At 74.2% G+C, this 17,564-nt stretch carries 14 protein-coding genes and 1 tRNA gene; 9 read left to right on the top strand and 6 right to left on the bottom strand.

The genetic code is table 11. The annotated features are described in order from the left end of the window. Window positions 1–4: 4 nt before the first annotated feature. The 9 genes from ACZ3TI_RS00170 (at window position 5) to ACZ3TI_RS00130 (ending at window position 8,441) form a co-directional block, all read left to right on the top strand. Complete coding sequence (locus tag ACZ3TI_RS00170; RefSeq protein WP_465721664.1) at window positions 5–2,212, top strand: hypothetical protein; 2,208 nt, start codon at window positions 5–7, stop codon at window positions 2,210–2,212. A gap of 246 nt (window positions 2,213–2,458) precedes the next feature. Then, window positions 2,459–2,644: a hypothetical protein gene (locus ACZ3TI_RS00165; RefSeq protein ID WP_465721662.1), complete on the top strand. Its 186-nt coding sequence runs from the start codon at window positions 2,459–2,461 to the stop codon at window positions 2,642–2,644. Between the two features lie 13 nt (window positions 2,645–2,657). Beyond that, entirely contained in the window at window positions 2,658–2,870 is a 213-nt protein-coding gene (locus tag ACZ3TI_RS00160; protein ID WP_465721660.1) for a hypothetical protein, read from the top strand. After that, the gene (locus ACZ3TI_RS00155; RefSeq protein WP_465721658.1) at window positions 2,867–3,148 is read left to right on the top strand and encodes a hypothetical protein; all 282 of its coding nucleotides are present in this window, start codon (window positions 2,867–2,869) and stop codon (window positions 3,146–3,148) included. Before ACZ3TI_RS00160 ends, ACZ3TI_RS00155 begins: the two co-directional genes overlap by 4 nt. 10 nt (window positions 3,149–3,158) lie before the next feature. Then, window positions 3,159–3,908 (top strand): DNA methylase, encoded by a 750-nt coding sequence (locus tag ACZ3TI_RS00150; protein WP_465721656.1) that lies wholly within the window; start codon window positions 3,159–3,161, stop codon window positions 3,906–3,908. A gap of 89 nt (window positions 3,909–3,997) precedes the next feature. Beyond that, complete coding sequence (locus tag ACZ3TI_RS00145) at window positions 3,998–4,852, top strand: bifunctional DNA primase/polymerase (protein ID WP_465721654.1); 855 nt, start codon at window positions 3,998–4,000, stop codon at window positions 4,850–4,852. 2 nt (window positions 4,853–4,854) lie between these two features. Beyond that, window positions 4,855–6,330 (top strand): ATP-binding protein, encoded by a 1,476-nt coding sequence (locus ACZ3TI_RS00140; protein WP_465721652.1) that lies wholly within the window; start codon window positions 4,855–4,857, stop codon window positions 6,328–6,330. Between the two features lie 445 nt (window positions 6,331–6,775). Then, entirely contained in the window at window positions 6,776–6,976 is a 201-nt protein-coding gene (locus tag ACZ3TI_RS00135; RefSeq protein WP_465721650.1) for a helix-turn-helix domain-containing protein, read from the top strand. A 106-nt stretch (window positions 6,977–7,082) separates the two neighbouring features. Next, window positions 7,083–8,441: a tyrosine-type recombinase/integrase gene (locus ACZ3TI_RS00130; protein ID WP_465722488.1), complete on the top strand. Its 1,359-nt coding sequence runs from the start codon at window positions 7,083–7,085 to the stop codon at window positions 8,439–8,441. Window positions 8,442–8,488: 47 nt separating this feature from the next. On the opposite strand, the gene ACZ3TI_RS00125 is transcribed toward ACZ3TI_RS00130, so the two are convergent. From ACZ3TI_RS00125 to tmk, 6 genes are all read right to left on the bottom strand, one after another. Continuing rightward, window positions 8,489–8,562 (bottom strand) — tRNA-Thr (locus ACZ3TI_RS00125). Window positions 8,563–8,642: 80 nt separating this feature from the next. Beyond that, window positions 8,643–9,293: a leucine efflux protein LeuE gene (gene leuE, locus ACZ3TI_RS00120; RefSeq protein WP_465721648.1), complete on the bottom strand. Its 651-nt coding sequence runs from the start codon at window positions 9,291–9,293 to the stop codon at window positions 8,643–8,645. Window positions 9,294–9,398: 105 nt separating this feature from the next. Beyond that, window positions 9,399–11,033 (bottom strand): alpha/beta hydrolase, encoded by a 1,635-nt coding sequence (locus ACZ3TI_RS00115; RefSeq protein WP_465721646.1) that lies wholly within the window; start codon window positions 11,031–11,033, stop codon window positions 9,399–9,401. Between the two features lie 185 nt (window positions 11,034–11,218). Beyond that, window positions 11,219–12,379, bottom strand: a complete 1,161-nt coding sequence (locus ACZ3TI_RS00110) for an alpha/beta hydrolase (RefSeq protein ID WP_465721644.1) — start codon at window positions 12,377–12,379, stop codon at window positions 11,219–11,221. A gap of 247 nt (window positions 12,380–12,626) precedes the next feature. Continuing rightward, on the bottom strand, window positions 12,627–13,838 hold the full coding sequence (locus tag ACZ3TI_RS00105) for a DNA polymerase III subunit delta' (RefSeq protein ID WP_465722487.1): 1,212 nt from the start codon (window positions 13,836–13,838) through the stop codon (window positions 12,627–12,629). A gap of 201 nt (window positions 13,839–14,039) precedes the next feature. Further along, window positions 14,040–17,561 carry a dTMP kinase gene (tmk, locus tag ACZ3TI_RS00100; RefSeq protein ID WP_465721642.1) on the bottom strand — a complete coding sequence of 1,174 codons (3,522 nt, stop codon included), beginning with the start codon at window positions 17,559–17,561 and terminating at the stop codon, window positions 14,040–14,042. Window positions 17,562–17,564: the final 3 nt, after the last annotated feature.

Below are 17,564 nucleotides of genomic sequence, written 5' to 3'. Positions count from 1 at the left end.
TGCCGTGAACCAGCCGCCCGAGCACACCCTGAACCTGACCAACGTCCCCAAGCCGAAGACCCGCAAGTCCCCCAACCCGAAGACCACCTGGGTTCCGCCGCTGGACTGGGCCGCCACCCACGGCCCTGTCTCCGGCGCGATCTCGGCCGCGACCGGCGCAGGCGCGATGGCCCTGCTGGGTGCCGCCACCCACATGCCGCCCGGCATCCCGCTCGTCGTCGGCGCGGCCGGAGCCCTCGGCCACGGCATCGGAGCGAGCATCCGGCGCCGTCTGACCGGCCGCACCATGACCGGCCGGGCCGCGTCGTGGCTGCTCGCGGGGGGCTGGACCACCTGGGCCATCACCACCGGCCCGCTCACCTGGGCGGCGGCCGGCACCCTGGCCGGGCTCGGCGTCGGCATCGGCGCCATGGCCTCCAACTCCGCGATCCGCGAGGAAGCCGTGGAGCTGGAGCGCATGAGCGACGAGGCCCGCGCCGCCGCACGGAAGATGAACGGGGAGCGCGAGGCCCTCGCCCGAGAGTGGGCCGAGCGGATCCACCGCGTGACCGGCGTCCAGGTCGCGGTGTTCGCGGTCGAGTTCTGGAAGACCGGCGCCGGGTTCTCCCTCGCCGCCGAACTGCCCGCAGGGCCCGCCACGTGGGACCGGATCGCCGCTGCCGCCCGGGGCCTGGCCACCGACGCCCGGCTGCCGCTCGGCTGCACCGTGTGGGTCGAGGAGGGCGACCGGCAAGGCCGCGTCGTCCTCGACATCGCCACCGTCAACGTCATGGCCCAGGACTACCCCTACCCCGACGACTACTCGGCCCTGTCGATCCTCACCGGCATCCCCTGGGGCCTGCTGCCCAACTCCGACCAGGCCCAGGTGCTGCTGCGCGAAGCGTGCGCGCTGATCCTCGGCCCGCCCGGGAGCGGCAAGTCCACCTTCGTGGACGTGGTCCTGGCCGGGTTCGCCCGCTGCGTGGACGTGCTGACCTTCGTCATCGACCTGAAGGCTGGTGCCGCCGGGATTCCGTGGGTTCGTCCCTGGCTGGAGGCCCAGGGCCTCAAGGCCCCGAAGGCCGGAGCGGAGAAGCCCCCGGCGGACACGCGGCCGGGCGTGGACTGGCTGGCCTCCACCCCGGAGGAGGCCCTGAGGATGATGAACGCGGTGCTGCGGATCAATGCGGCCCGCCAGCAGGGCTACCAGGACCTGATGGACGCGCAGGACACGACGCTGCTGCCCGTCTCGGCCAACCTGCCGCAAATCGAGGTCGTAGTGGACGAGGGCGCCGAACTGCTGTCCGCCGCCTCCTTCACCGACCGCACGATGAAGGCCCTGCAGGAGGCGGTCAAGAAGGCGATGCGGACCACCCGCGCCATGGGAATCCGCTTCGTCCTCACCGCCGTGGACGGCAACGTGAGCGCGATCGGCGACACCGCGATCCGCAAGTTCTCCCCGGTCGGCGTCGCCCTGACCTCCGGAGAGTCCGCCGGGAACAACGTGAACAAGCTGTTCCCCGGCGCGAAGGTCGACACCCGCCAGCTCCGCGCCAAGGGCTGCGGCGTCATCGGCGACGCTGGCGCCGACGGATTCGCCCCCACCGGCTTCAAGGGCTGGAAGACCAGCCCCAGTATGGCCCGGGACGCGGTCCTGGCCACCAACGCCCGGCGCCCTCGCCTCGACCCTGTCTCCGCTCAGGCCGCCGGCGACGACTACGCCCGCCGCTGGGACCCGGAGCGCGCCGGATGGCTCTGGGCGGGCACCACTGGCACCACCACCGCCCCGGCCCCGGCCGCCCAGACCGCCCCGGCGCCCGCACCATCCGGAAGCGGGCTGAACCTCTCCGCCCTGCGCGACCAGACCGGCAACAGCCCGGCTGAGAACGGCGGGGCCGGGGACAGGACGGCGGTGGTCATCGCCTTCCCGGGCGTCCGCCCGCAGGGCCTCAACATCACCTCCCTGCGTAAAGACACCCCCGCCGCCGACCCCGAGCCCGCCCCGGGGCCGCAGCCGGAGCAGGCCCCAGCCGGACCGTCCTGGCTCGGCGAGGCGATCGAAGCGATCGAGTCCGCCGGCCACATGGGACTCAAGGTCGCCACCGTCGCCGACATGGTCGGCCGCGACCGCAAGACCGTGCGCACCGCACTCCAGGCCGCCGCCGACCGGGGCCAGCTCATCTACCGCGAGAACGGCCCCCAGTCCGTGTTCGTCCACCCCGACCACGCCTGACACACCGTCACACAGAGCTACCGGGTAGTGGGTACTGGGGCCACCCCAGTACCCGGTAAACCGCCCCCAGGGACGCCGAAACGGGTTCTCTCCTGCGGATTCCCCACTACCCACTACCCAGTGACCACCCCAGTACAGCCACGCACAGCAACCGGCTGGGGCCCGCGCCATGCCCCCAAAAGCCAGCCGTCACCCCCTCCCACTCCCACCGCCAGTCATCACGACGCACGGAAAGGACCGGTCGCCATGGCCGTCACGATCAGCGTCACCGTCCTGCTCGCCATCATCGCCATCCTCCTCATCCGGGCCCGCCGCACCACGCTCGGCACCGCCGCCCTCGTCTGGCTGTCCGGCTTCACCACCGCCAGCACCGGCCTCGCCGACCCGGTCAACACCTTCCTCGCCGCCGTCGCCCACCTCTTCCACCACTGACCGGGCGCCCGCGATGACCGCCCCCGCCCCGATCCGCCCGCTCGCCGCCGTCCACCTGCGCGAGGCCATCACCGCCGCCGCCGACCAGCGCCCCGCCGCCGCCCTCGCCGCCCTCATGCACATCGACCCCCAGTCCTGGACCGCGATCGAGCAGCGCGCCGCGCTGCTCGGCACGGATCTGGTCGACCTGCTCGCCCACGCCACCCGCACCGGAGGTAACCCGTGAGCACCACCAGCGACCTCATCACCGCCGCCGTCCTGTTCGGCCCCGGCGTGATCCTCAGCGTCCCCGTCGTCCTCTCCCAGCGCGGCTCCCACGCCGACAGCAACTCCGTTCACACCGTTCTCGCCACCTCCGCCGCCGAGCGGGCCACCCGCACCACCGGCACTGACACCGCCCCGCCCGACGGCGGCGAAGGCGCCCCCACCCCCGCCAGCGAGTCCCCGCTCCGCCTCGCCACGGTCCACCAGTTCCCCGGCGCCCGTGTGCGCCGGGCCGCGTGAGGAGCCGCCCGTGGGCACCTTCACCCGCCGGGCCGCTCACTGGCTGCCCGCCCGCCCGTGGAACGGCCTGACCGTGTTGGACGCCTACTGCAACATCGGCGGCGCCGGCATGGGGTTCTGGCTGGCCGGGTTCGACGTCGTCGGCGTCGACATCATCGACCAGCCCCGCTACCCGTTCCCGTTCCTTCGGGGCGACGCGGTCGAGACGATCGCCGCCCACGGCCGGCGGTTCGACCTGATCTCCGCCGGGCCGCCCTGCCAGTACGACTGCACGCTCACCGCCGGAACCAACCAGGCACGCCGCGACCGGTACGCGGACCTGCTCGACCCCACCCGCGAAGCGCTGGAGTCCACCGGCCGCCCGTACGTGATCGAGCAGCCCCCCGGCCGCGCCTCCCGCCGGATGAGGATCGACCTCACGCTGTGCGGGGAGATGTTCGGCCTGCGGGTGCTCAGGCACCGCAACTTCGAAGCCGGCGGCGGCCTTGTGCTCGACCAGCCCCCGCACGTCCCGCACCGAGGGCTGACCATCGGCTACCGGCACGGCCGGTACGTCAGCCCCGAGGAAGGCCGGTACTTCCAGGTCTACGGCAGCGGCGGCGGCAAGGGCACCGTCCCCGAATGGCAGGACGCCATGGGCATCGCCTGGACCACCGTCCGACGCGAGATCGCCGAGGCCATCCCCCCGGACTACACGCGGCTGATCGGACGACAAGCCGCCCACCAACTCCACGCAGCCCCCGCCAGGAATGCCGCGTGAGCGCAGCGAACGATGACGGCGGCCCCCTCCCGCCAAGAAGCGGGGCCGCCGCCAATCCAGCACCGTCTAGAGAACTGGAGACATCCAGCATGACCCAACCGATCCTCATTCGGGGAGAGCACCTGTCCACCGCTCTTTCCGTGGCGGCCTGCGGCGTGCCCGTGCTGCCGTTGCGGGCCGGGAAGGTGCCGTTCGGCAACTGCCGCAACTGCGCGGACAACGCGTGCGGCGGCCGGCCGAACATGAAGGCCCCCGGCCCCTGCGACTGCCCGGCCCCCTGTCACGGCTGGGCCGCCGCCACCACCGACCCCGACGTCATCGCCTCGCCCGCCTGGGCGTCGGCGTGGCGCCAGGCGGCGGCGGTGGCCTACCACCCCGGCGGCGCCGGACTGACCGTCGTCGACCTCGACAACGCCGACGCCATCGCTTGGGCGCGCGCGAACCTGCCCGCCACCCGCAGCGTGTGCACCACGCGGGGCGAGCACTGGCTCTACGAGGGCGCTATGACCTCCGCCAACAAGGTGCGGCCCGGCGTCGACATCAAGTCCACCATGGCCTACGCCCGGTGGCTCGGCCCCGGGACCGGCCCCCTCGCGGCCCTGCCGGACGCCGTGCGCGCCCTGGTCGTCAAGGCGCCCGCCCCGGTCCGGCCGGCCACCGTCACGGTGCCGGCACCGGCCGGGGGCGGCACGTGTCCCCACCGCACACCGACGTACTTGAACCGCGGAATCGCCATGGCCGAGCAGCGCATCACCGAGGCGTCCAGCGCCGTGCACAACACGGTCTTCGCGACGTTCCTCGCGGTGCTGGCGACGCACGGCCGGTGCGGGTGCCTGAGCGAGGCGCACACCGCGCGGCTGTTCGCCGCCGCGCAGGCCAAGGGCGAATCGCCCCGGCACTGCGCCGACGCGTGGGCCAACGCCCTGACCCGGCTGGGGATGTAGCCGTGGCCGAGGACGAGAAGACCCCCGCGCGCGAGGTCATCGCCGACTACGCGCAGGCGCACTTCCAGTACTTCCGCACCGCCGACGGCACCGTCTACGCCCAGAAGGTGGGCCACCCGGTGGCCCGGCCGATCCGCTCGCAGGGCACGACCGGCAGCCACCGCCAGGAACTCATGGTCGGCCTCTACCGGGACGGGGTCGGCGTCTTCAACGGCAGCGCTCTCAAGGAGGCGTTGGACCTGATCGAAGCGCTCGCCCTGTCCGAGGACGTGCAGGCCGTCCACATCCGGGTGGCCCCCGGGTTCGACGGGGCCACCTGGCTCGACCTGGGCCGCGCCGACGGCCTGTCCGTGCGCATCCACCCCACCGGCTGGGACATCCTCACCCCGGACCCGCGTGAGGTCTGCTGGCGGCGCACCCAGCTCACCGGTGAACTCCCGCTGCCGGCCAAGGACACCGACGGCAAGGGCATCGACCTGCTCTTGCGGCTGACGAACTTCGCCAACGCCCAGACCGAATGCCTGGCCCTCGCCTGGCTCATCGGCTGCCTCTCGCCGGGCGTGCCCGTGCCCGCCCCGTTCCTCACCGGCCCGCAGGGCGCGGGTAAGTCCACCGGCGGGCGGATGCTGGTGAGGATCATCGAGGGGATGAGCGGTGACCTGCGCAGGGCGCCGAAAGACGAGGAGAACCTGATCGCCGCCGTCGCGGCCGGATGGGTCACCGCCCTGGACAACCTCTCCCACATGACCCCGGACCTGTCCGACGCCATGTGCTGCATCGTGACCGGCGCCGAGAGCGTCAAGCGCGCCCTGTTCACCGACGGCGACGTGCACCGCGCCAGCTACCGCCGCCCCCTGCTCCTGACCGGCATCGACGTGGGCGTCATCCGCCCCGACCTCGCCGAACGCCTCCTGCCCCTGCGGCTGGAGCGCCCCCGCGTCCGCCGCACCGAGGCGGAACTGTGGGCCGAGTACGCCGAGGTCCTGCCCGTCGTGCTCGGGTCGCTGCTCGACCTCACGGTCAAGGTCCGCGCGGCCGAGGCGGAGACACCGACCGATCTGCGCATGGCGGACTTCGCCCACCTGTGCGCGCAACTCGACGCGGCAACCGGCTTCGGGGCACTGGCCGCCTACCGGGCCAGCCTGGACGACCTGAACGACGACGTCATCGAGGGCGACCTGTTGGCGCAGACCGTTCTCAAGCACGCCGAGACCATCGACCCGGGCGGCGCGCAGCGCATGACCTCCACCGAGTGGCTGAGCCACCTCAGCCGCCTCTACAGCGGCGATGACCTGCGCTCCCTGCCCAAGGGGTGGCCGACCACCGGCAAAGTCCTCTCCGACCGGCTCAAGCGTCTCCAACCGACGCTGGCGGCCCGGGGTGTCCTCATCGACACGGGCCGCACGCGAGAGGGCCGCTACCTCGAAATGGCTCGCCCGGCCGTCCCGCCCCCGCACGAACAGCCCCGGCTGGTCTGACCCGCACCTCACCGCACACAAGCAAGAAGAGCACCGGCGGCCGGGTGCTCTTCTTGCTGTTCGGCGAAGCCGCTCGAAGGTCGCGCCGCGAAGCGGCTCCTTCTTCACGCTCTGAGGCGCACCCAACTACAAGCAACAGCCCCTCTTTTGTCCTAAGAGGAAAGACGCTGCGTCACCTGCGTCACGCGGCTCGAAAAATGGCCCCTGACCTGCGCCGAAGGCGGTGACGCAGACGACGGCCGCTGCGTCATCCTGCGTCACCTGCGTCACGCGATGACGCAGGCTGCGACGCAGCGATGACGCAGGCCCCGACCATCGCGTCACCCAAAACCGCAGGTCAGCGACCCGAATGACGCTGATGACGCCGTGACGCAGAAATCCCCACCTAGGACAACGCACGCACCGCGAGAAAGCCCCTCGACCTGAGCCCCAGGAAGGAATCACCGTGACCGTGCCCGCCGCCACGATTCGCCCGGTTCTGCTGACCGCCGAGGAAGCCGCGAAGATGCTCCGCATCGGACGGTCGACGCTCTATCAGCTTTTGGCTGAGAAGGAGTTGACGTCCATCAAGATCGGACGCTCCCGCCGGATCCGGCCGGCCGATGTCGAGGCCTACATCGAGCGCCAGGCCGCCAACGCCGCCTAACCATCACCACAGACCAGTCGTTCGAGGGCGCCGGGCAGCACCATGCCCGGCGCCCTCGCCACTTCAGGAGCACCACGTGAGCGAACGCAAGACCCGCCTGCCCAACATGGAATCGACCATCTACCAGGGTGCGGACGGCCGTTGGCACGGCCGCGTGACCATGGGTGTCAAGGCGGACGGCAGCCCCGACCGGCGCCACCGCAGCGCCAAGACTGAGCCCGAAGTGCGGCGCAAGGTCAAGAAATTGGAGGCCGAACGCGATGCGGGTCAGGTGGCGGCGGCCGGCCGGGCGCCGACGGTCGAGCAGTGGATGACCACCTACCTGACCACGATCGCGAACCAGAGGCTGAAGCCGCGCAGCCTGGACGACTACTGGTCGAAGACCCGGAACCACATCATCCCGGGCATCGGCAAGCACCGGCTGGACCGGCTGCTGCCGGAGCACCTGGACGAGCTGTACGCGCAGATGCGGGCCGAGGGCCGCGCCGGATCGCACATCCTCAAGGTGCACCGGATCATCTCCCGCGCACTGAAGATCGCCCACCGTCGGGGAAAGGTGGCCCGCAACGTTGCCACCCTGGTGGACTCCCCCACGGTGGAGGAGACGGACGCGAACCCGTTCACCCAGGAGGAGGCCCGGCGCTTCCTGGTCGCGGCGATGAAGCGCCCGACCCGCGTCCGGTGGGTGATCGGCGTCGGCCAGGGCCTGCGCCAGGGTGAGGCACTGGGTCTGCGCTGGAAGTACGTCGATGAGGATGCCGGGCAGATGGACACGTCCTGGCAGCTCCAGCGGCTGAAGTGGCGCCACGGGTGCGACGACCCGCACGCCTGCGGCAGGCGGCTGCACCGGGACGCGTGCGAGCCAGGATGCACCAAGCACCGTCGCTACAAGCGCGGGTGCCCGAAGCCCTGCCCGCCGAAATGCGACCGGCACGCCAGCACCTGCCCGAAGAGGCATGGCGGGGGGCTTGCCTTCACCCGCCCGAAGACCAAGGGCAGCCGTCGCACGACTCCGTTGCTCCCGCCCCTGATCCCGCTGTTGCGCGAACAGCGCGAGCAACAGGAGAAGTGGAAGGCTGCGGCTGGCGACGGGTGGCAGGACCACGGCCTCGTGACCTGCCGCCCCGACGGCCAGCCGATCGATCCCCACGCCGACTGGGAGGAGTTCAAGGAGTTGCTGGCCGAGGCGGGGATCGAGGACCGGCGCCAGCACGACGGGAGCCGTCACTCGGCCGGAACGATCCTGAACGAGCTGGGCGTGGACCCTTTCACGATCATGGAGATCCTCGGCCACTCGCAGATCAGCATGACCCGCCGCTACGTCAAGACGACCACCCCGACGACCCGCGAAGCGGCCCGGCGGATGGGCAACGCGCTCTGGCCCCAACCGGCCGGAAGTGAGACCACAACTGAGACCACGAACACCCGGGCGGCCCGCGCCCGGCGCCGCCGACGCATGATGTAGACGACAAAAGGCCCGGTCAGAGCACTGACCGGGCCTTTTTGCTTCTGAGCCGCCTGCGGGATTCGAACCCGCGACCTACGCATTACGAGTGCGTTGCTCTGGCCAACTGAGCTAAGGCGGCACCATTGCCGTGTGTGGCGGCAACGCGGGCCAGTCTACACAGGTTCGCGGGTGATCCGTACCGGGATATCCGGGGGCCGGTCAGGCGGAGGAGACGGCGAGCTTGGCGGCGAATCCGGCGAAGAGGACGGCGACGCCGCTGGTGAGGGTGGCGGAGAGGCGCTTGCGGCGGCGGAAGGCGGTGGCGAGGGTGGTGCCCGCGAAGATCAGCAGGGAGAGGTAGAGCAGGCTGAAGGTCTGCAGGATGCCGCCGAGGAGGGCGAAGGAGAGCACCGGCTGCCCGTAGGACGGGTCGACGAACTGGGTGAAGAAGGACAGCAGGAAGAGGATGGCCTTCGGGTTGAGGAGGCTGACCACCAGGGCGCGGCGGAAGGGGCTCTCGGCGGACTCGGGGGCCGGCTCGGCGGTGGGGTCGGCGGCGGCGCGGCGCTCGCGCCAGAGCTGGCGGGCGGCGCGGAGCATGCCGTAGCCGATCCAGAGCAGGTAGGCGGCGCCGCCGAACTTGACCACCGCGAAGACGGCCGGGTTGGCCTTCAGCAGGGAGGCCGCGCCCAGCGAGGTGAGGCTGATCAGGGTGAAGTCGCCGACGAAGACGCCGGCCGCGGCACGGTAGCCGGTCCGGACGCCCTTGCGGGCGGCGACGGACAGCACGTACAGGGAGTTGGGGCCGGGCAGCAGGATGATGACGAGGGCGCCGAGGACGTAGGTCGCCAGGTCGTTGACTCCGAGCACGATGCGCTCCGGTGCGGGGAGGGGGGCAGGGGGGCGCTCATCGTAACGTCGCACCGGCAATAGATTGAAGCGGAAACTACCTACCGGATGTTCGGATTCCGAGCACTACCGGTCGCAGCGCTTGCCCTGCTCGGGAGCCTCCCCGGTCAGCAGGAAGCGGTTCACCGCGCCGTCCACGCAGGTGCTGTGCCGGCCGTACGCGGTGTGGCCGTCCCCGTCGTAGGTGAGCAGGCGGCCGGACTCCAGCTGTCCGGCCAGGGACCGGGCCCAGGCGTACGGGGTGGCCGGGTCCCGGGTGGTGCCGACGACGACGATCGGGGCGGCGCCGGCCGCCCGGATGGTGTGCGCCGCCCCGGTCGCCCGGACCGGCCAGTAGGCGCAGGTCAGCGCCATCCAGGCCATGTCGCGCCCGAAGTGCGGCGAGACCTGCTCGAAGTCCGGCACCGCGCGTTGGACGTCCTCCGGCCCGCGGAACGGGGCCGGCAGGTCCAGGCAGTTCACCGCGGTGTTGGCGAACATCAGGTTGGGGTACGAGCCGTCCGCCTCGCGCCCGTAGTAGGCGTCGGAGAGCTTCAGCAGCCCGGTGCCGTCGCCGGCCTTGGCGTCGGTGAGCGCGGTGCGCAGCTTGGGCCAGAGGAAGTCGGCGTACATGGCCTCGATGACGCCGGTGGTCGCCTGGGCCCCGGTGAGCCGGCGCCCGTTGTCGGCGGTGGGCAGGGGGGCGCTCCGGACGGCCGAGAACAAGGCGGTGAGCCGCTCGCCGACCTGCTGCTCGGTGCGGCCGAGCGGGCAGTCCTCGCGCTTGGCACAGTCCTGGGCGAAGGCGGCCCAGGCGGTCTCGAAGCCGCCGGCCTGGGTGCGGTTCCCGGCGACCGAGTCGAGTGCCGGGTCCATCGCGCCGTCCAGCACCAGGCGGCCGACCCGGCTCGGGAAGAGCCCGGCGTAGGTGGCGCCGAGGAAGGTGCCGTAGGACTTGCCGACGAAGTTCAGCCGCTCGTCGCCCAGCAGGGCGCGGAGCACGTCCATGTCGCGGGCGGCCTCGACGGTGCTGAGGTGGCCGAGCGCGGCCCCGGCCTGCTTGCGGCAGCCCTCGGCGAACTCCTTGTCGGCGGCGATCAGAGCGTCGATCCCGCGCTGGTCGCCGGGGGTCAGGTCGACGGCGGTGAAGGCGTCCATCCGGTCGCCGCTCAGGCAGCTGACCGGGCTGCTGCGGCCCACCCCGCGCGGGTCGAGTCCGACCAGGTCGTAGCGGGCGCGCACCCCGTGGTCGTACGTCCGGGCGGCGGACTCCAGGTACTCGACCGCGGAGCCGCCGGGCCCGCCCGGGTTGAGCAGCAGCGAGCCGAGCGCCGGTTCGTGGGCGTCGGCGCCCGCGCCGGTCGCGGCGGGCTCGGCCGCCGCGCGGGCGGCCGCCAGGGTGAGGTCGCCGTCCCCCGGGTGGTCGTAGTCCATCGGCACCCGGAACGTCGTGCACTCGAACCCGCCGTCGCACGGCTGCCAGGCCAACCGCTGCGCGTAGTACGGCGTGAGCGCGGCCGGTACGGCGGCGGGCAGCGGCTCCAGCGGGGTCGCCGTCGGCGCGGCGTCGGCCGGAGCCGCTGGCGTGCCGGACCGGGCCGAGTCGGACGAGGCCGCCCGCGGCACCCCGGACGGACCCGCCGGACCCGCGCCGCACCCGCCCGCCAGCACCCCGACGGTCAGCACCGCGGCCAGTACCCGCACCCGCCCGAAGGCCCTCATCCGGTTGCTCTCCTCGACGGAACGGTGGGAACGCCGTGCGATGACGCGGAGCACGACGGGAACGCCGCTGCCCGGTACCCACCCCGGGGTACCGGGCAGCGTAACGCCCGCTCGACCGGCGCTCGGCACGCCTCGACGGACGCTCAGCACGCCTCGACGGACGCTCGGCACGCCTCGACCGGCGCTCAGGACGCCTTGGCCAGCGCCTCCGCCAGGAACTGCGCCGCCTGCCGGACCAGCCGCAGCCGCTCCCGCTCGGGGCTGAAGTCCTGCACGTTGTCCGAGATCCGCACCTCGGCCTTGGCCGCCGGACCGGGGCCGGCCTTGAGCGCGGCCTGGAGCTTGCGGGCCGCGTCCAGCCCGGCGGCATCCGCCTTGGCGGCGGCCAGCAGCAGCTTGGCCGCGCTGCCGGTCGGGGCCTCGGCGCCCGTTTGGGTGAGCGCGGCGGCGTCGTACCGGCCGGAGACCGCCGCGGCCACGCCGTACAGGTCGGGCCGGGACAGCCCGGCGGCGGCCGCGCAGGGCGCGCCGCCCTCGACGCCGAGGGTGCCCCAGGAGGCCGGGCCGGGCGGCAGGGTGCGGAAGGAGGCCGCGATGGTGGTGCGCAGCGTCGCATCGTCGGCGACGGCGGCCGGGGCGGCGGCGACCAGCTCGCAGGGGTGCGCGGTGCCGTCCGGCGCCTCGGGGGCGACCAGGATGAACGGACGGGCCTTGCCGGTCTGCAGCGCCGAGCCGATGCCCTCGAAGACGTCCGGGACTTCCGCGTCGGCGGTCTTGCGCGGCGCCGCCGCGTGCATCACCACGACCGGGAAGCGCGCGTTGGGCTCCTTGGCGTACTGCGGCGGCAGCCAGACCCGGACGTTGCGCGGGCGCCCGTCGGGGCCGAGCACGGCGGACTGGAGCAGCTCGCCGCCGCCCGGGTGCCCGACGCTGTCGAAACGGCTGACCACGGCGGGTGGCGTGGTGGCGGCAGCGGCGGCAGCGGGGGCGGCCGGCTCGGCGGCCACGGGCGGCGCCGCCGGTTGCCGACCGGCCGACCCGGCTTCAGCAGCCGAACCCGCGTCAGAGCCCGAGCCCGAGCCCGAGTCCACGAAGGGCTCCGGCTGCCGGTCGCCCCGGCCGAGGCCGCCGAAGGCACCCAGCGCGGTGAGCAGCGTCAACCCGGTGACGCACACCCCGCAGACCATCGCCCCGCCCGCCCTCAGCAGCATCGGCCACCGGTCCCCGGCCAGCTCGTAGGTCTCTGCGGCGCGCAGGTCGCGCCAGCGCTGGAGGGCGCCGCGGGCCAGCCAGATCCCGCCGAGGGCGGCGGCGAGCAGGGGGATGACGAGGAGCGAACGAACCATGCGACGCACCGCCTCGGGAGCAGGGCCGGCGCCGGACCGGACCGGCGCGTACGGGGGACGACCGGCCCGGCACCGGGCGCAGTCGGCCCCAAGCGTGCACAACCGACGGACGGTCACACGCGGGTGTGCCCGGCGCGTATCGCCCGTTCACTCGAAGGGGGGACGGCGCACCGGCTCCGGGAGGCGTACGGCCGTCGGCCGAACAGGAACCGGGTCGGCAGGGAGCGGGTCGGCGACGGACCCGCGCTCAGCCCGCGCGCAGCGCCACCGTCATCGCCTCGACCGCGAGCAGCGGGTCCACGTTGCGGTCCAGCGCCTCCCGGCAGGCCAGCACCGCCTCGATCCGGCGCAGCGTTCCCTCCGCCGGGCCGGCCTGGGCGACCCGGTTCAGCGCCTGGCGCTGGTCCTCGTTGGCGAGCGCGCCGGTGGAGCCCAACTGGATCGCGAGCACGTCCCGGTAGAAGCCGAGCAGGTCGAGCAGGGCGACGCCGAGGGTCTCCCGGCGCGTACGGGTGGCACGGCTCTTCTGCCGCTTCTCCAGCTCCTTGACCGCCCCGGCCATGCCGCGCGGTGCCTTGCCGCCCTCGGCGGCGCCGTACGCGGCCTTGAGGTCGTCGGTCTCCTTGGCGTCCTGGGTCTCGGCGAGCGCCTCGGCGTCGGCCTTGGCGGTGTCGACCAGGCGCTGGGCGGCGGTCAGACAGCCGCCGATGTCGCCGACCTCCAGCGGGATCCGCAACACCTCCGTACGGCGGGTGCGGGCCTGCTCGTCGACGGCGAGGCGGCGCGAGCGCTCGATGTCGCCCTGCCCGGCGAGCGCGGCGAGCCTGGCGGTCTCCGGGTCGACGCCGTCACGGCGGACCAGCGTGTCGGCGACCGCCTCGGCGGCGGGGGTACGCAGCACCAGCAGGCGGCAGCGCGAGCGGATGGTCGGCAGCACGTCCTGGACGGAGGGGGCGCAGAGCAGCCAGACGGTACGCGGGGAGGGCTCCTCCACGCCCTTGAGCAGCGCGTTCGCGGCGGCCTCGGTGAGCCGGTGGGCGGCGTCCACCAGGATCACCGACCAGCGGCCGCCGGTGGGGTAGCTGGAAGCCCGCAGCACCAGGTCGCGCATGTCCCCGACACCGATGGACAGGCCGTCGGTCCGGACGTACTTCACGTCGGCGTGGCTGCCCGCCAGCACGGTGTGGCAGCCGTCGCAGAACCCGCAGCCGGGTGTGCCGCCGAGCGCGAGGTCGGGACTGGTGCACTGGAGGGCGGCGGCGAAGGCGCGCGCGGCGGTGACCTGGCCGGCGCCGGGCGGGCCGGTGAACAGCCAGGCGTGCGTCATCAGGGAGGCGTTCGCGCCCTCGGCCGGCGCGGCCCCGCGGCCCGCCTCGACCGTCGCCCCGGCCGCCCGGGCGGCGGCGGTCAGCTGCTCGACCACCCGGTCCTGGCCCACCAGGTCGTCCCAGACGGCCACTGCTGCTCCCAAGCTCCGTACGGCAGCGCCCACGGCGCCTCTTCCCCGCCGTCGAGCATACGTCTCCGCCCCGACACCCACTGCTCCGTCCGGGTCACGGCGGAGGGAGCGGAAGGGCCGCGAACGCCCGACAGCGGCGCCCGACAGCAAAGCGGCGCCGCCGGGGACCAACCCCGACGGCGCCGCCCGTGCCGTGTCCGGTCAGCTGCGGCGGCCCCAGCGGCGGCCCTTGCCCTTGCCGTCGCCCTTGCCGTCGTCCTTGCCGCCGCCCTTGCCGTCGCCCTTGCCGTCGTCCTTGCCGTCGGTGACCCGGTCGTCACCACCGCGCGGGTCGGCACCGCGCTGCGGGCCGCCCTGCCCCTGGTTGCCACCGTGCTCCCAGCGCGCCCACTCGTCGTGCGAGCCGAGCAGGGTGTCGGTGAGGCTCGGCAGGTCGTCCAGCGGCGTCTCCTCGGCCCACTCCGGCCGCGACCGCTCGACGGTCGGCTGCTCCTGCGGGGGCTGGGCCTGGGACTGGGGCTGGGGCTGGGACTGGGGCCGAACCGGGGGCTGAACCGGCGGCACGGCCGGCTGCCGCTTCGGCTGCGCGGCGGGCGCCCCGCCGACCACCGGCAGCTCGCGCGTTCCGTCCACCGGACGGGCAGGCTCGACCCGCGGCAGCACCTCGGTCCGGTCGGCCTCCGCCGGGATCCTCGGCAGCACGGCCGTCTCGTCCACCGCGGCAGCCGGAACCACCGGCAGCTTGGCGGTGGCGTCGACCGCCCCGGCGGCTCCGGCCGCCGTGCGCGCCTCGGCGGAATCAGCCGCCCGGACGGCGGCCTGCCGGTCCCGCAGCGACAGCTCGCGGGTCGCCTCGTCCCCGAGCCCGTCCGCCGAACCAGGCCGAGCGTCCCGACGCGGGACATCCCCACCCGGAGCGTCCTGTCCCGGAGCGTCCTTCGGAGCCTCCCGGACCGCCCGCAGCTGCGTGGTCACGGCGTCCCCGTCCGCCGACCCCGGCCGCCCGGCCGCCCGGTCCTCCGCCGTCTCGGCGGCCGCAGCCGCGGCCGCCAGCGCGGCGGCCTGCGCCAGCCGGGCCTCCTCGGCCCGCTGCAGCGCCTCCTCCGCCCGACGCCGCTGCTCCTCGCGGGCGAGCTCGCGCTGCCGCTGCAGCTCCGCCTGGGCGGCCGCCTCCTCGGCGATCCGCTTGCGCTCGGCGGCCTCGGCCGCCAGCCGCGCCTCCTCGGCGGCGCGCAGCTTGGCCTCTTCCTCGGCGCGGCGCTTCGCCTCCTCCTCCGCGCGGCGGCGCGCCTCCTCCTCGGCCTTGCGCCGGGCCTCGGCGGCGGCCCGCTCGGCCTCCTCCTTGGCCAGCCGCTCCTTCTCCGCCTGCTCGGCGCGCAGCTGGGCCAGCACCTCCTGCCGCTTGCGCTCGGCGGCCTCCTCCTCGGCCTTCTTGCGGGCCTCCTCGGCGGCGCGGCGCTCGGCCTCCTCGCGGGCGAGGCGCTCCTGCTCGGCGCGGGCGGCCTTCTCCTGCTCGGAGAGCGGCAGCTCGCGGTCGAGCCGGTGTCGGATGGCGGTGGTGACGAAGCCGGGGGCCTGGCTGCCGTCCACGACCAGGTAGCGCGCCGGGTCGGCGGCCGCGAGGGCGAGGAAGCCGGCCCGGACCCGCTGGTGGAACTCGGTGGGCTCGGACTCCAGCCGGTCCAGCGCCTCGGTGAAGCGCTCCCGGGCCCGGGTGGGGTCGACGTCCAGGACGACGGTCAGGTCGGGCAGCAGCCCGCCGGTGGCCCAGCGGGAGATCCGGGCGACCTCGGTCGCGGCCAGGTCGCGCCCGGCGCCCTGGTAGGCGATGGAGGAGTCCATGTACCGGTCGGTGATCACCACGGCGCCGCGGGCGAGGGCCGGGCGGATGACGTTCTCGACGTGCTCCGCACGGTCGGCGGCGTAGATCAGCGCCTCGGCGCGGTGCGACAGGCCGGTGTTGCCGACGTCCAGGACGAGGCCGCGCAGCCGCTGGCCGACCGGGCTGCCGCCGGGCTCGCGGGTGAGCACGACCTCGTGCCCCTTGCCGCGGATCCACTCGGCGAGCGCCTGGGCCTGGGTGGACTTGCCGGCGCCGTCGCCGCCCTCGAGGGCGATGAAGAAGCCGGTGCCCGTGCCGCGGTGCGGTACCGGGCCGGTGGCGCCGCGCACCGCGTCCACCAGGTCCCGGCCGAACGGCACGGTGCCGCGCCGGTCGTCGGTGCGCAGCAGCACGACGGCGGCGAGCACCAGCGTGAGCAGCCCCGCGGTGGCGACGGCCAGGGCCGCGCCGCCGTGGATGAAGGTGAAGGAGCCGGGCCGGACGGTGCCGTACTCGACGTCCCCGTAGGCGGCGGCGATCAGCGGGACGACGACCAGCGCGGCGGCGACCACCGTCCGCAGCACCGCGAACAGGTGCTCGGTGACCTTCGGCAGCCGGGCCTCCTCGACCTCCTGGGCGAGCAGGGTGCGCCCTGCCGAGACGACGATCCCGGCGGCCAGCGCGGCCAGCACGGTGAGCAGCAGGACGAGCACGAAGTCCAGCACCAGCCCGGCCAGGATCAGCGCGACGCCCTGGGTGAGCAGCGCCAGCGCGAGCAGTCGGCGGCGGGAGAGCGAGGGCAGCGTGGCCCGGGTGAGCCGGGCGCCGAGGGCGGGCGCCGCGGTGGCGGCGAGCACGAGCAGGCCGTAGCCGATCGGCCCGGCCCGGTGCTCGGCGGCGGTGAGCAGCGCGAGCGCGGCGACGCCGGCCATCGAGGCGAAGGCGGCCGCGACGGCGAAGGTGAAGTACGGGGCGCTGCCGGTGCGGCCCTTGCCCAGCGCGGGACCGGGGGCCGCGTCGGTCGGGGCGCGCAGGCCCTGCAGCGGGGAGGTCGGGGCGACGGCCACCGGGCCGCCGGGCAGCTGCCGGAGGTAGCCGCGGATCGCGGAGGCGGCGAACAGCCCGGCCGTGCCGAGCGCCGCGAAGGTGAGCTGGTGGGCGCGGAGCCAGTCCGAGCCGAGCGCCGCGCCGATGTTGTTGAGCAGGGTGAAGCCGACCAGGCCGACGGCCGCCAGCGGCACGGTGACCCAGCCGGTGAAGCGGTCGACCGCCCGGACGGTCTCCAGGTGGGCGGCGGCGGGCCGCTGCTCGGCGAGCGGCGCGTAGGGGTTGGCCGGCGGCAGCAGGCCGGGGACGGCGGCGGCCTCGGCGATGCCCCAGACCCGCTCCGCGGCACCGGTGACGAACACGGTGGCGAGCAGGACGTAGGTGGCGGCCCCGGAGGGCTTCGGGCCGGAGCCCAGCCAGACGCTCCACCAGGGGGCGAGGCCGATCAGCAGGGCGCGCAGCGCGTCGGCGCCGAACATCGTCCAGCGCCGGTCCAGCCTGCCCGCGACCAGCTGGTGCACCGGGCCGAGCAGCGCCACGCCGACCAGGCCGGTGGACACCACCCGGACGGCGAGGACCGCGGCGAGGGCGAAGGCGAGGCTGCGCGGCAGGTCGCCGAACTGCCCGCCCTGGGCGGCGGCGATCACGGTGAGCGCGAGCAGCACCAGCAGGCCGAGCCGGTCGGCGGTGCCGCCGATCAGCCGGGTGGTCCACAGGCGCCGGTAGGCACGGGTCCGCAGCAGCGCCCGGGCCCGGTCTGCCGGGGTTCCGGCGGGCGCGACCTCGGGCAGGTCCGGCATGGCGGCTCTGGCGGCCGGCGCGGCACTGGGGGTGGGCTGCTCCTCGCTCGTCATACG

It is taken from the genome of Kitasatospora sp. NPDC023120 (assembly GCF_055560835.1).
Note: the sequence above shows the minus strand (reverse complement) of the source record. Positions and strands in the feature narration are given on the sequence as shown.